At 69.7% G+C, this 13,892-nt stretch carries 12 protein-coding genes and 5 tRNA genes; 11 read left to right on the top strand and 6 right to left on the bottom strand.

Going from position 1 to position 13,892, the window contains the following annotated elements:
• Positions 1–6: 6 nt before the first annotated feature.
• The 5 genes from DFR40_RS13185 (at position 7) to DFR40_RS13205 (ending at position 567) form a co-directional block, all read left to right on the top strand.
• Positions 7–82 (top strand) — tRNA-Glu (locus DFR40_RS13185).
• Positions 83–112: 30 nt separating this feature from the next.
• Positions 113–189: transfer RNA gene (locus DFR40_RS13190), tRNA-Asp, on the top strand.
• 88 nt (positions 190–277) lie between these two features.
• Positions 278–353, top strand: a tRNA-Ala gene (locus DFR40_RS13195).
• 31 nt (positions 354–384) lie between these two features.
• Positions 385–460 (top strand) — tRNA-Glu (locus DFR40_RS13200).
• Positions 461–490: 30 nt separating this feature from the next.
• Positions 491–567: transfer RNA gene (locus tag DFR40_RS13205), tRNA-Asp, on the top strand.
• Positions 568–633: 66 nt separating this feature from the next.
• On the opposite strand, the gene DFR40_RS13210 is transcribed toward DFR40_RS13205, so the two are convergent.
• The 4 genes from DFR40_RS13210 to DFR40_RS13225 form a co-directional block, all read right to left on the bottom strand.
• Complete coding sequence (locus tag DFR40_RS13210) at positions 634–861, bottom strand: hypothetical protein (protein WP_121458967.1); 228 nt, start codon at positions 859–861, stop codon at positions 634–636.
• 32 nt (positions 862–893) lie between these two features.
• On the bottom strand, positions 894–1,805 hold the full coding sequence (locus DFR40_RS13215; protein ID WP_121458968.1) for a ParB/RepB/Spo0J family partition protein: 912 nt from the start codon (positions 1,803–1,805) through the stop codon (positions 894–896).
• Between the two features lie 77 nt (positions 1,806–1,882).
• Positions 1,883–2,569 carry a response regulator gene (locus DFR40_RS13220; RefSeq protein ID WP_121458969.1) on the bottom strand — a complete coding sequence of 229 codons (687 nt, stop codon included), beginning with the start codon at positions 2,567–2,569 and terminating at the stop codon, positions 1,883–1,885.
• Positions 2,566–4,023 (bottom strand): ATP-binding protein, encoded by a 1,458-nt coding sequence (locus tag DFR40_RS13225; protein WP_170160221.1) that lies wholly within the window; start codon positions 4,021–4,023, stop codon positions 2,566–2,568. Before DFR40_RS13225 ends, DFR40_RS13220 begins: the two co-directional genes overlap by 4 nt.
• Positions 4,024–4,135: 112 nt before the next feature.
• Here DFR40_RS13225 and DFR40_RS13230 point away from each other — a divergent pair, with 112 nt between their 5' ends.
• From DFR40_RS13230 to DFR40_RS13255, 6 genes are all read left to right on the top strand, one after another.
• Positions 4,136–5,785, top strand: coding sequence for an efflux RND transporter periplasmic adaptor subunit (locus DFR40_RS13230; protein WP_121458971.1), 1,650 nt, complete (start codon positions 4,136–4,138; stop codon positions 5,783–5,785).
• 1 nt (position 5,786) lies between these two features.
• A complete protein-coding gene (locus DFR40_RS13235) occupies positions 5,787–7,742 on the top strand; it encodes a MacB family efflux pump subunit (protein ID WP_121458972.1) in 1,956 nt (651 codons plus the stop codon).
• Between the two features lie 10 nt (positions 7,743–7,752).
• Entirely contained in the window at positions 7,753–9,159 is a 1,407-nt protein-coding gene (locus DFR40_RS13240) for an efflux transporter outer membrane subunit (RefSeq protein WP_121458973.1), read from the top strand.
• A 93-nt stretch (positions 9,160–9,252) separates the two neighbouring features.
• Positions 9,253–9,567 (top strand): iron transporter, encoded by a 315-nt coding sequence (locus DFR40_RS13245; protein WP_170160222.1) that lies wholly within the window; start codon positions 9,253–9,255, stop codon positions 9,565–9,567.
• Positions 9,564–11,381, top strand: coding sequence for a PepSY-associated TM helix domain-containing protein (locus DFR40_RS13250; RefSeq protein WP_121458974.1), 1,818 nt, complete (start codon positions 9,564–9,566; stop codon positions 11,379–11,381). Before DFR40_RS13245 ends, DFR40_RS13250 begins: the two co-directional genes overlap by 4 nt.
• 17 nt (positions 11,382–11,398) lie before the next feature.
• Complete coding sequence (locus DFR40_RS13255) at positions 11,399–11,725, top strand: DUF3325 domain-containing protein (RefSeq protein WP_121458975.1); 327 nt, start codon at positions 11,399–11,401, stop codon at positions 11,723–11,725.
• A gap of 51 nt (positions 11,726–11,776) precedes the next feature.
• On the opposite strand, the gene DFR40_RS13260 is transcribed toward DFR40_RS13255, so the two are convergent.
• Together DFR40_RS13260 and DFR40_RS13265 are read right to left on the bottom strand one after the other, a co-directional pair.
• Positions 11,777–13,117 (bottom strand): ATP-binding protein, encoded by a 1,341-nt coding sequence (locus DFR40_RS13260; protein WP_121458976.1) that lies wholly within the window; start codon positions 13,115–13,117, stop codon positions 11,777–11,779.
• Positions 13,114–13,842, bottom strand: a complete 729-nt coding sequence (locus tag DFR40_RS13265) for a response regulator (protein ID WP_121458977.1) — start codon at positions 13,840–13,842, stop codon at positions 13,114–13,116. Before DFR40_RS13265 ends, DFR40_RS13260 begins: the two co-directional genes overlap by 4 nt.
• Between the last annotated feature and the right edge of the window lie 50 nt (positions 13,843–13,892).

Raw genomic sequence — 13,892 nt, forward strand, 5'->3', positions numbered from 1 at the left:
GTCCGGGTCCCCATCGTCTAGAGGCCTAGGACACTACCCTTTCACGGTAGGTACCGGGGTTCGAATCCCCGTGGGGACGCCAAGAATTTGCAGTAAGCACAGGTTCAAGTGCGGAGTGGTAGTTCAGTTGGTTAGAATACCGGCCTGTCACGCCGGGGGTCGCGGGTTCGAGCCCCGTCCACTCCGCCAGTTTCAAGAAATCCGGTTTTACCGGTTTTTTTCGGGTTGACCGCAAACGCGGGCAATTCGGGAAAAAGGTTCGGCTGTCTCTCGGTATGGGGGTATAGCTCAGCTGGGAGAGCGCTTGCATGGCATGCAAGAGGTCAGCGGTTCGATCCCGCTTACCTCCACCAGGCACCGAATCGAATGGTTTTTGCAGTCCGGGTCCCCATCGTCTAGAGGCCTAGGACACTACCCTTTCACGGTAGGTACCGGGGTTCGAATCCCCGTGGGGACGCCAAGAATTTGCAGTAAGCACAGGTTCAAGTGCGGAGTGGTAGTTCAGTTGGTTAGAATACCGGCCTGTCACGCCGGGGGTCGCGGGTTCGAGCCCCGTCCACTCCGCCAATTCATTGTCAAGGGCAGCCCTTCGGGCTGCCCTTTGTCATTTCCGGCAGCCGGCCGGCGCGGCGCTCAGCGCGCGACTTTCTTCCAGCCTTTGCCTTCCATGCACGACTGCATCCGCCGGACGCTGGCATTGGTCGGCAGGGCGCCGTTGCTGTCGGCGTAGCTGGCGGTCTTGCAGGCGGCGACGTCGGTGTCGTAGTCGCCGCCGGGCTTTTCCCAGCGCCAGCCGGAAAACGGCGAGGCGCAGGCGGCGAGGGCGGCTGCTGCGAGGATCGCGATCAAGGTCGATTTCATCGTCGTCATCTTAGCCGAAGCGCTGTTGTCGGTCAGGCTTGCCGGGTAGCCAGGAAATCGTCGATCAGCCGGGCCAGGATGGCCGCTTCGTCGATCTCGTCGAGGCCGAGCAGTTCGGCGACCCGTTTGACCTTGCCGGTATCGATCTGCCGGCGTTCTTCCGCGATGCGGGGCGGTGCGGCTTCCCAGGGCGGCGTGATGGCGGGCGCTGCTGCTGCCGGCGGTTCTGCAACTGCGGCTGCCGGCGCGGCGACGACCGGTTCGCTTTCGGGCGCGGCTGCCGGTGCCGGCTTTTCCGGGCGGCCGACGGCGGCCGAGAAGACCTCGTCGATCGCCTTTTTCGAGAATTTCTCGCCTTCGGGCAGGCGCTCGATCTGCTCGATCAGCTGTTCGGCCCTGGCTTCGTCCTTGCGGCTGAGCTTTTCGATGCGGACCGCGGCGCCGGTGCTGGCGATCTTGCCGGCATCGAGCAGGGCGCTGACCTTGCCCGAAAGGCGGGCGGCGGCGGTGGCTTCGGCGAGCCAGGTCGGGGCCCGGCCGAAATGGGCGGCGGCTTCCTCGGGGCTGGCGAAGCGGGCGCTGAGCGTCTGGATGGCGCTGGCCATGTCGCGCGCCTCGAGCGCCGAACGGACGCCAAGGCCGATGTTCTCGAAGACGCGGACTTCCAGCGCCTCGTCGTCGGTGCACGGGCGGACGAGTGCCGGCACGGCTTGTTCGCCGGCCTGGATCGCCGCCTGCCGGCGCCGTTCGCCGGCGATCACGACGTAGCGGCCGGCGGCGCCGGGACGGACGACGATCGGGTGGATCAGCCCGAGCTTGCGCACGGCGTTGGTCAGCCCGGCCAGGGCTTCCTCGCCGATCTGGCGGCGGACGTGCGCCGGGTCGGGGTCGATCTGGTCGAGGTCAATGATCCGGAACTCCGGCGTGCTGTCTTTGAAGGCCATGGTCTGCAATCGGCGATGAAAACGGGGCGCGCATCTTCGTCGTTTTCGGCCGCGCTTTCAACCGGATTCTGCCCCGCTCAGGCCGCGTTCGCCGGCTCGTACTTGTAGCCGATGCCGTAGACCGAGCGGATCAGTTCGACGTCCGGGGCGTGGTCGGCGATCTTGCGGCGGATCTTCTTGATGTGGCTGTCCACGGTCCGGTCGGCGACGATGCGGTCGTCGCCGTGCATCGCGTCCATCAGCTGTTCGCGGGTGAAGATGCGCCCGGGCTGGTCGACCATCTGCTTGAGCAGCTTGAACTCGATCGCCGTCAGGCCGAGGTCGCGCCCCTGCCAGCTGGCCTGCCAGCGCGCCAGGTCGAGCTCGAGACCGGCTGCCGCAGCGGGGCGCGGGCGCGTCCGGCGGAGCACGGCCTTGACCCGGGCGACCACTTCGCGCGGGCTGAAGGGCTTGCAGATGTAATCGTCGGCGCCGAGTTCGAGGCCGGTCAGGCGGTCGCTCTCGTCGACCCGGGCGGTGGTCATGATGATCGCCGCGTTGGCCGCCGTGCCGGAGGCGCGCAGCGCCCGGCAGACGTCGAAGCCGGAGGTCGCCGGCAGCATCAGGTCGAGCAGGACGAGGTCGGCCGGGTTGTTGCGCAGCCAGGGCAGGACTTCGTCGCCGCGGCGCAGCCGGTGTGTCCGGTAGCCGTCGCGGACCAGGTAGTCGCGCAGGATGTCGGCGATCTTGTCCTCGTCTTCGACGATCAGGATGCACTCGCTCATGCGGCGTCCTCCGTCGCCAGCGGCAGCTCGATCCGCCAGGCCAGCCCGCCGAGCTGGCTGTGGCTGGCGCTCAGGCGGCCGCCGTGGGCGTCCACGATGGCCTTGGCGATGGCCAGGCCGAGGCCGGCGCCGCCGCTGGCGCGGGCGCGCGATTCGTCGACCCGGTAGAGGCGTTCGGTGAGGCTGGCCAGGTGCGCGTCGGCGACGCCCGGGGCGGAATCCTCCCAGCGCAGGCAGGCGTGCTCGCCGTCGCAGTCGAGTTCGATGCGCAGCCGGCCGGGGGCGTCGGTATAGCGCAGGGTGTTCTGCAGCAGGTTGTCGAGGACCTGGCGCAGGCGGATCGCGTCGCCGCGGACGGCGGTTTTTGCCGATAAATGCAGGTCGACCGTCAGAGCGTGTTCGGCCAGCGTCTGCCGGCTGGCGTCGAGGCAGTCGCCGACCAGCCGGTCGAGGTCGAGGCGCGCGAAGCGGTAGCTGAGGGCGCCGAGGTCGGCCAGCGAGAGCAGGTGCAGGTCGTCGACGAGGCGGGTGAGACGGCCGATTTCCTGGGCCAGCGAAGCGACGCCGGCCTGGGTCAGCGGCCGGATGCCGTCCTCCAGGGCCTCGACTTCGGCGCGCAGCGTCGTCAGTGGCGTGCGCAATTCGTGGGCGATGTCGGCGATCCACTGCTGGCGCGACTGGCGGGCGCTTTCGAGGGCGCGCGCCAGGTTGTTGAAATCGGTCGCCAGTTCGGCGAACTCGTCGTGGCCGACGACCGCGATGCGGGTGCCGTAGTCGCCGGCGGTCAGCCGGTTGGCGCCGTGGCGCAGGGCGCCGAGCCGGCGCGACAGCCAGTGTGCGATCAGCGCCGCGTTGATCAGCACGGCGGCCAGCATGCCGATGGCGATGGCCAGGAAACGCCGCGCCTGCTGTTCCTGGAACAGCTGTTCGAGCGATTCGAGCATCGCCAGGCGCGGCACGTAGGCGAGGTAGCCGACCACCCGGCCGCCGATCTCGACCGGCTTGCGCTGGGCGTGCTCGAGCTTTTCCGGCGGCCCGATCAGCAGTCCGCCGCCGGCGTCGAGCAGCAGCATGCGCGGATCGATGGTCAGCGCCGGCGGCGGTTCCGCCCGGCCCGCTTCCGGCGGCCGCGCCTCGCCGCCGCCCTGGCGCAGGAAGCGGCTGTTGCCGAGGACTTCGCGCAGCATCCCGTGCCAGCGCTGGCGATCCTCGCTCAGCCAGGTCCAGTCGCCATGCTCGCGATAGCCGTCGGCAAGGCGCTGGATCAGCGGCGTCAGCCGGGCTTCGTCGGCCTTGTTCAGGTACTCGACCAGGCCGCGGTCGAAGCTGGCGCTGTAGATCTGGTAAGCGGCGACGACGAGGACGATGTTGGCGCCGGCGATCGCCAGGAAGAGCTTGACGCCGAGCGTGTGCAGGTGGCGGCGCCAGCCGCCGGCGGTGGTTGGGGTTTTCATGAAGGGAAGACGGTGGACCGTAACAATTTGCAAATGATAATGCATCCCAATTGTTTCCTTAATTTATTGCTAACTTGCCGCCCGTTGATCGTATTCCAGTGAGCGGAGTGGTATGGATAAGAAGGAAGGTCGTGGCGGTCCCGGCAATTTCGCGCAGCGGGCATTGAGCCGCTTTTCGCCGCCGGTGCTCGGGCTGCTGGTGGTGCTCGCGGCGCTTGCGCTGGGGCTGGCGGCGTGGTCGCTGAGCCGGGGCGGCAAGGACGGCAAGGAGCTGATCGGGGTCGAGGTGCGCAAGGGCGACATCGAGGACCTGGTCGCCGCCACCGGCGCCCTGCAGCCGCGCGATTACGTTGATGTCGGCGCCCAGGTTTCCGGGCAGCTGAAGATGATCCACGTCGAGGTCGGCCAGTCGGTCAAGGAAGGCGACCTGCTCGCCGAGATCGATGCCGAGCAGTCGGCGGCCAAGGTCGACGCCAGCCTGGCCCAGATGCGCTCGCTCGAGGCGCAGCTCGAGCAGAAGCGCCTCAGCCTGGCCAAGGCCGAGCGCGACCTGGCCCGCTACCGCAACCTGCTCGCCGCCGAGGCGACGACGCTGGAAAGCGTCCAGAACGCCGAGACCGAGGCCGCCAACATGCGCGCCCAGATGGCCCAGCTGCGCGCCCAGATCGACCAGTTGCGGGCGAGCACGCGGGTCGAGGAGGCGAACCTGAAATACACCCGGATCTACGCGCCGATGGCCGGCACCGTGGTCAGCATCGCCGCCAAGAAGGGGCAGACGCTGAACACCAACCAGCAGGCGCCGACGCTGATGCGCGTCGCCGACCTGTCGGTGATGAACGTCCAGACCCAGGTTTCCGAAGCCGACGTGGCCAAGCTCCGGGTCGGCATGGACGCCTATTTCACGACCCTCGGCGGCCAGGGCCGGCGCTGGTACGGCAAGCTGACCAAGATCGAGCCGACGCCGACGGTGACCAACAACGTCGTCCTCTACAACGCCCTCTTTGAAGTGCCCAACGACAGCGGCAGCCTGATGACCCAGATGACCGCCCAGGTCTTCTTCGTCGTCGCCCAGGTGCACGACGTGCTGGTCATTCCGATGTCGGCGCTCAACCAGGTGCCGGGGCAGCGCCGCGCCGCCGGGGCCGGGCCGGAGAACCGGAACAACCGTCCGGCCGGCGAGGCCGAACGTCCGGCCGGCCAGCCGGAAGGCGAAGCCCGCCGCAACCGCCGCGAAGGTTCGGTGGCAGCCGGTGAGGCCGGCGAAGGCCGTCGCGGCGAGCGTCAGCCGGGCGCCGAAGGCGAAAGCCGGCGGGCGCCGCGCGAAGGTGGTGCTGCCGGTGAAGGCGGCGAAGCGCGAGGTCAGCGCCGGGCGCAGGCCGAGGGCGAACCGCCGGCCGCGCGGGCGGAAGGCGAGGGGCGGCGCAATCGCCGCGAGGCGGTGCCGGGCGAAGCCGGCGACGCCCCGCGCGGGCCGCGCCGCAACGGTGGCGGCGCCGCGGCGGCTGAAACCCGCCAGCGCGAGGCGCGGGTCAAGGTGATGTTGCCCGACGGCAGCATCGAGGAGCGCAAGATCGTCGTCGGCGTCAGCAACCGTATCCATGCCCAGGTGATTTCCGGTCTCGAGGCCGGTGACAAGGTCGTCGCCGGCGTGCGCGAGGCGGAGAAGGCGCGCAACGGCGACGCCAGCCGTCAGCCGCAATCGGCGATGCAGCAGCAGATGCCGCCGGGCATGCCGGGCGGCGCCGCGCCGCGGGGCCGCTGACATGGACGGCAAGGAAACGCCGACGCCGCTGATCGAGCTGCGCGGCGTCACCAAGACCTACCAGAGCGGCGAGCTGGCGGTCCAGGTACTGCACGGCATCGACCTGGCGATCCACGAGGGCGAGTTCGTCGCCATCGTCGGTGCGTCGGGCTCGGGCAAGTCGACGCTGATGAACATCCTCGGCTGTCTCGACCGGCCGAGCAGCGGCGCCTACCTGTTCCGTGGCACCGACGTCTCCGGGCTCGAGCGCGACGCGCTCGCCGGCCTGCGCCGCGAGGCCTTCGGTTTCGTCTTCCAGAGCTACAACCTGATCGCCACCGCGACCGCCGCCGAGAACGTCGAGGTGCCGGCGATGTATGCTGGCGTGCCGCCGGCCGAGCGCCACCGCCGCGCCAGCCAGTTGCTCGCGGTGCTCGGCCTCGCGGAGCGCGGCCACCACCGCCCGAATCAGTTGTCCGGCGGCCAGCAGCAGCGGGTGTCGATCGCTCGTGCGCTGATGAACGGCGGCCACGTTATCCTGGCCGACGAGCCGACCGGCGCGCTCGACAGCAAGAGCGGCGCCGACGTCATGCGCCTGCTCAAGGATTTGTCCGAGGCCGGCCACACGGTGATCCTGATCACCCATGCGCAGGAAGTCGCGGCGCACGCCGCGCGGGTGATCGAGCTGCGCGACGGCCACGTCACCGCCGACAGCGGCCCGCAGCCGCCGGCCGAGGTGCGCCTGCCGCCGGCGCCGGCGCATGGCGACGCAGGCGGCAGCGGCATGGCCGACCTCTACGAATCGGCGAAAAGCGCCTTGCGCGCGCTGCGTGCCAACATTTTCCGCTCGGTGCTGACGCTGCTCGGCATCGTCATCGGCGTCGCCTCGGTGATCGCCATGCTGGCGATCGGCGACGGCGCCAAGCAGCAGGTCCTCGACCGGATCAGCGCGATGGGCTCGAACCTGCTCCTGGTCCGTCCCGGCGCGCCCAACCAGCGCGGTTTCCGCAATACCTCGACGCTGGTCCTCGGCGACGTCCAGGCGATCGACAAGGAAGTGGCCAACGTGCTTGCCGCGGTGCCCGAGCAGGAAAGCAGCGCGACGCTGCGGCACGAGGAGTCCGACTACTCGACCAACATCATCGGCACCTCGGCCAAGTTCCCGCTGGCGCGCCAGTGGCCGGTCGCCGAGGGCACCTTCTTCACCGAGGAAGACGAGGCCGCCTACGCCACCGTCGCCGTGCTCGGCCAGACCGTCGCCCGCGGGCTGTTCCGCGATGGCCGCTCGCCGCTCGGCGAGTACGTGCTGGTCAACAACCTGATCTTCCAGGTGATCGGCGTCATGAGCGGACGCGGTGCCTCGCCCAACGGCCAGGACCAGGACGACGTCGTCCTGGTGCCTTACCAGACCAGCCAGCTGCGGCTTTCCGGCCAGCGCTTCCTGCGCAACGTGACGGTGGCGGTGGACGATGTCGGGCGCATCGACCAGACCCAGGCCGAGGTCGAGTCGCTGCTCACCGCCCGCCACGGCACCGTCGATTTCCAGATCCGCAACATGGCCTCGATCATCGATGCGGCAACCGAGACGCAGAACACGATGACCATCCTGCTCGGCTCGATCGCGGCGATCTCGCTGCTGGTCGGCGGCATCGGCGTGATGAACATCATGCTCGTCAGCGTCACCGAGCGCACCCGCGAGATCGGCATCCGCATGGCGACCGGCGCGCGCACCCGCAACATCCTGCAGCAGTTCCTGATCGAGGCGCTGGTCGTCTCGGCGCTCGGCGGTGTCATCGGCGTCGCCTGCGGCCTGGGCACGGCGGCGATCATCGCCGCCTTCGGCACGCCGATCCAGTATTCGCTGCTGCCGGTGCTGCTCGCCTTCGGTTGTTCGTTCGCCACCGGGCTGGTCTTCGGCTACCTGCCGGCGCGCAAGGCGGCCAGCCTCGATCCGGTCGTTGCGCTGGCTTCCGAGTAGGAAAAAACGCATGTACGCAAAAAACGCAAAATTTCACGGTCGACCGTTAGCGGCGGCAATTTTCGGCTTGCTCCTGGGCGGTTGCGCCATCGTCGAGCCGTCGTCGCTGCCGCGCCTGCTGCTGCCGGCCCAGTGGCGCGAGAGCCCGGCCCCGGCCGTCGCCCCGGCGCCGCTCGCGGCCGACTGGTGGACCGCCTTCGGCTCGGCCGAGCTCGACCGGCTGGTCGGGCTGGCGCTCAAGGACAGCCCGGATCTGCTGATCGCCGCCGAACGCATCCGCCAGGCCGAGATCGCCCTCGGCATCAGCAGCGCCGCCCGCCTGCCGAATCTCGGCAGCAGCGCCGGCACTTCGCAGAGCCGGCGGACGCCGGACGGCGAGCCGACCACGCGCAGCGAATCGAGCAGCCTCGGTCTTTCCCTCAGCTACGAGCTCGACCTCTGGGGCCGTATCGCAGCCAGCGTCGCCGCCGGCGAGCAGACGCTGAAGGCCACTCGCTACGACTACGAAACGGCCCGGCTGACGCTGCTCGGCAGCGTCGCCAGCGGCTATTTCCAGGCCCTGGCCGCGGCCCAGCGGCTGCGCATCGGCGAGGACAACCTGGCGGTGGCGCAGCGCATCCTGGCCATCGTCGAGGCGCGTTTCGCCAATGGCGTGGCGACGCCGCTCGAAGTCTCGCAGCAGCGGACCACGGTGCTTGCGCAACAGGCGGCGCTGATCCCGCTGGCGGTCCAGGTGCGCCAGCTGCATTCGGCGCTGGCGCTGCTGCTCGGCCAGCTGCCGCAGGAGGCCGCCTTTGCCGACGAGGATCTGGCGGCACTGCAGATCCCGGCGATCGCCCCAGAACTGCCGGCGACGCTGCTCTTGCGCCGCCCCGACATCGCCGCTGCCGAAGCAACGCTGGCCGCCAACGACGCCAACGTCGCCGCGGCCCGCGCCGCGCTGCTGCCGAGCGCCTCGCTGTCGGCCTCGGGCAGCCTCGGCAGTGCCGTACTTGCCGATCTCGCCAATCCGACGCGCAGCGTCACGCTGGCCCTGTCGCTGGCCCAGAACATCTTCGACGGCGGCCGCCTGCGCCTGCAGACCGAGAGCGCCCGTTCGCAGCGGGCGGTGCAGGTGATCAACTACGGCAAGGCCGTGCGCAGCGCGTTGAAGGAAGTCGATGACGGCCTCGGCAACGCCGCCAAGACGGCGCGCCAGGAAGCCGCCCAGCAGGCGGTGCTCGACCAGGCGGCGCGAACGCTGGCGCTGGCCGAACTGCGCTACCGCGAAGGCGTCGGCGACCTGCTGACGGTGCTCGAGGCACAGCGCACGGTGTTTTCCGCCCGCGACCAGCTGGTCACGCTGCGCCTGTCGCGGCTGCAGGCGGCGATCGACCTGAGCAAGGCGCTCGGCGGCGGCTGGCAGAAAGCGGACTGACGACGGGCTTTGGAGAAATGTCACGGTCAACGTCAATTTTCTTGCACATTTCAAGTCGAGAATAACTCTCATTGCCATTCATTGGAGGCTGCCATGGCTTCGTCGCTGCATTTCGTCTTCTTCGCCGATCACCGGCCCCGACTCAACACCGCGCTGCGCTGCCTGCTCGCCATCTTCGCCGGCTACGGCCTGGCGGCGCTGGCGGCGGCAACCTTGGCGCTGGTCCTGCCGCTGCCGCGGGTCGATGCGGTGATGGCGGCAATGATGCTGGCCTTCGTCGTCTATCTGCTGGCGGTGCTCTGGGTCTTTGCCGCGGCGACGCTGGCCCGCGCCTTCGCCGGTCTGGCCTTGCCGGCAGCGATCCTCGGCGCCTGGCTGGCGCTGCTGCCGCAGGGAGCGGGCGCATGAGATTCGACAAACCGCGCTATTTCCGCCAGTCGATGTCCTGGGTCCATACCTGGACCGGGCTGGTGATGGGCTGGCTGCTCTTCGCCGTGTATGTGACCGGCGCGCTGTCCTATTTCCGCAACGAGATCACGCTGTGGATGCAGCCCGAGCTGCACGCCGCGGCGGCCGCCGACGACTGGCTGCCGAAGGCGGTCGGCGTGCTTGCCGAGAAGGGTGCCCAGGCGCAGCAATGGACGATCGCGCCGCCGGGGCCGCGCAGCCCGGTGGTCGGCCTGTCCTATCGGGAGGCGACGGCCGGCGGCCGCGGCGGTGAAGGCGGCCGGGCAGGCGAGGCGGCGCGCGGCGGCGAAGGTGGCCGCGGCGGCGAGCGGGCCCGCGGCGGCGACGGCGAAGGCCTCGGCGAGGTCGCCGGCGAGCGGCCGGCGGCGGCCAGCGCCGGCGCCCGCGGCGAGGCGCGCCCGGCGCAGGCGCAGGGCGGCGGCCAGGAGCGCAACCAGGGCGTCAAGCGCCTGGTCATGGACCCGGCCAGCGGCAGCGTGCTCGAACCGCGCAGCACCGCCGGCGGCAACTTCCTCTACCGCTTCCATTTCGAGCTGCACGGCATCGACCGCGTCTGGGGGCGCTGGATCGTCGGCGCCGCGACGATGCTGATGTTCATCGCGATCATCACCGGCGTCATCGTCCACCGCAACATCTTCAAGGATTTCTTCACCTTCCGGCCGGCCAGGGGCAAGCGCTCCTGGCTCGACGGCCACAACGCCAGCGGCGTGCTCTCCTTGCCCTTCCACATCCTGATCACCTTTTCCGGCCTGCTCCTGCTCGCCATGCAGCTGATGCCCTGGGCCGCCGATGCGGCCTACAACGGCGACCGCCGCGCCTTCAACCAGGAAGTGCGCGGCGCTGCGATGGGCGGCCAGGGCCAGCCGGCCCAGGCGCGCAGCGGCGGCAGCGGCCGGAGCACGCTGACCGACCTGCGTCCGCTTTACCAGCAGGCGCTGCAGCAATGGCCGGAACTCGGCGTCGGCAGCATCACCGTCAGCAATCCCGGCAGCGCCCGCGCCACCGTCGAGATCCGCCAGGCCTTCGGCGACAAGCTGACGGCGCGCGGCGGCGCCGAGCGGATGCTGTTCAACGGTGTCACCGGCGAGGCGCTCGAGTTGCCGGCGGCGCGTCCGCCATCGACGACGCGCTCGATCTGGAACGTCTTCATCGTCGTGCACGAAGGCCGCTTCGCCACCCCGGCGGTGCGCTGGCTGCTCTTCCTGTCGGGCGTGATCGGTGCGCTGATGATCGCCAGCGGCCTCGTCCTCTGGCTGGTATCGCGGCAGAAGGAGCGCGCCGCGCTCGGCCGGCTGCCGCGCGGCCACCGCTTCGTCGAGGTGATGAACGTCGCCGCCGTGGCCGGGCTGATGATCGCCATCGCCGGCTATTTCTGGGCCAACCGTTTTATCCCCGCCGACGCGGTCGACCGTAACAATCAGGAGATTTTTGCCTTCTTCGCGATCTGGGGGCTGACCCTGGTGCATGCCGCGCTGCGGCCGCACAAGCGGGCCTGGATCGAGCAGCTGGCGGCCGGCGCCGCACTCTACCTGCTGCTGCCCGTGCTCAACGGCCTCAGCGGCGGCGCCCACCTGGCCCGCAGCCTGTTCTCCGGGCACTGGCAGGTGGCCAGCTTCGACCTGGTGGCGCTGGCCACCGCGGCGGCCCTGTTGTTCACCGCCAACCGCGTCCATCACCACGTGCCGAGGCCCGACCGCAAGGGCGCCAAGGCCAACACCGACGAGCCGGCCGAGCTGGCCGCCGAATCGACCTGAATCGTCCGGGAGTCACGATGAACATCCTGATCTTCACCACCGCCTTCGCCGGCTTCGGCGCCCTCTGCCTGAGCATGGAGCGGCACGCCAAGCAGGTCTTCGGCGTCGTGCCCGGCGCGCTGCCCCGTCTCGGCGCGGCGATCGCCGGCTGGGCGCTGCTCGCCGGGGCGCTGGCGCCGGCCCTGCAGCGCTATGGCGTCTCGGTCGGCATCACTGCCTGGCTCGGCTTCCTCAGCCTGGCGGCAGTGGCCATCGGCCTGCTGCTCAGCTACGCGCCGCGGCAGATCCGCTACCTGGCGCCGGCGGCGCTGTTCCTCGGCGTCAATCTCGCCTGGCTGTTCTGAACCGGCAGCAGCGACGCAGCGACGATGGCTTTCCCGCGGGAAAGCCATTTTTCATGGTGCCGGGGCGTCGACCGTCAACGGCAGTGTGATGCCGGCGTCGAGGCCGCCGCCGGGGCGGTTGCTCAGCGTGATCGTGCCGCCGTGCCGCTGCACGCAGGCGCGGACGATGCTCAGGCCAAGCCCGACGCCGTGGCTGCTGCTGCGTTCGCGGTCGATGCGCACGAACGGCTCGAAGACGCGCTCGCGCCACTCGTCGGGGATGCCGGGTCCGTCGTCGGTAACGCCGATGCGCAGGTGGCCGTCGGCGATCTGCAGCGAGAGCTCGGCCCGGCTGCCGTAGCGCAGGGCGTTGTCGAGCAGGTTGTCGACGGCCCGGGTCAGGGCCAGCGGATAACCGGTGAACGGGCATTTCAGCGGCCCCAAGAAGTCCACCGGCTGGCGCATCTGCCGGCGCTGGGCGGCGATGCCGGCGAGCAGCAGCGACAGGTCGAGGTGGCGGCGGGCTTCCGACGCGGCGTCGTCGCGCAGGAAGGTCAGCACCTCGTCGACCATGCCCTGCAGCTGGAGCAGGGTGCGGATGATGCCGGCCTTGTCGGGGCCGTCGGCGAGCAGTTCGGCGCGCAGGCGCAGCGAGGTGATCGGCGTGCGCAGGTCGTGGCTGATCGCGGCGAGCATGTGGGTCTTGTCGCGGATGTGGCGGGCCAGGCTGTCCTGCATGCTGTTGAAGGCCTCGATCAGCGAGTGGATTTCGCGCGGGCCGCGCGCTGCCAGCGGCGCGATCGCCTGGCCCTGGCTGATCCGGCTGGCGGCAGCCTCGAGTTCGCCGAGCGGGCGCAGCAGGCGGCGGGCGAACACGGCGACGAGCAGCAGCACCGGCAGCACGCTGGCCGGCAGCGCGAACAGCAGCGGCCGCCACCAGCGGTTGAACACGCTTGTCCGCTGCGTCGCCGTCAGCCAGCGGTCGCCCCGGCGCAGCACCGCGGTCAGCTCGCTGTCGGCCTCGGCCAGCGAGGTCAGCGGCCAGGCGTGCTGCCAGCTTTGGCGAATCCGGACGGAGTTTTCCGGGATGCCGCCGCTGCGCTCGATCTGCGCCGCCAGCGCCGCCTCGCCGGCATTCATCGTGTGCTCGGCGAGCGGGTTGGCGGCAAGCAGCGCGAAGCTGGCCTGGCCGTGGTTGAGGCCGTCGAGCAGGGCGTCGATGTCGCAGCCGGCGCATTTTTCGAGGAGCCGCCAGGCGACCGTCAGGCGTTCGATCGCCTGCTTCTTCTCGAGCGGCGGTATGTCGCCGTAGGTCTTGTCGTCGACCAGCATCGCGATCAGGTTGGTCGCTAGCAGCCCGCAGACCAGCAGGCCGATCAGCTGCGTCGTCAGCGACAGCCGGCGCCGAGTCATGCCGGGCTGCGCAGGACGTCGCCGGTGAAGATGTAGCCGTCGCCCCAGACGGTGCGCAGCAACTGCGGATTGCGCGCGTCGTCGCCGAGCTTGCGGCGCAGGCGGCTGATCTGGCTGTCGATGCTGCGGTCGAAGACGCTGCTGTCCTGGCGGCTGGTCAGGTCGAGCAGGCGCTCGCGGTTGAGCACGGTGTGCGGGTTCTCGACCAGCGCCTGGAGCAGGCGGAACTCGGCGTTGCCGAGTTCGAGCGGTCGGCCGTCGTGCTGGCTGCGCACCTCGCGCTTGTCGATGTCCATGACCCAGCTGGCGAAGCGGTAGCAGGTCCGGGCGATCAGCGATTCCGCGGCGACCGGCGGCCGGGTGCGGCGAAGCACACCCTTGATCCGGGCGACCAGTTCGCGCGGGTCGAAGGGCTTGACGACGTAGTCGTCGGCGCCGATCTCGAGGCCGGCGATGCGGTCCGACGGTTCACCCAGCGCGCTCAGCAGGATCACCGGGATGCCCAGGTGCTCGCGGACGAAACGGCACAGCGACAGGCCGTCCTCGCCGGGCAGCATGATGTCGAGCACGATCAGGTCGACCGTGCGCTCGCCGAGCAGGGCGCGCATCTGCTTGCCGTTCTCGGCGACGACGACGGCGAAGCCGTAGCGGCCGAGGTAGCTGGCGAGCGGTTCGTGGATGTCGGGATGGTCGTCTACGACCAGGATCGTTGCGTTTTCCTGCATTTCTCCGCCTTGTGTCAACCTGTGTCAGGGTGAAACAAATTTAAACAAAA

Source organism: Azonexus fungiphilus (assembly GCF_003634965.1).
GTDB lineage: Bacteria > Pseudomonadota > Gammaproteobacteria > Burkholderiales > Rhodocyclaceae > Azonexus > Azonexus fungiphilus.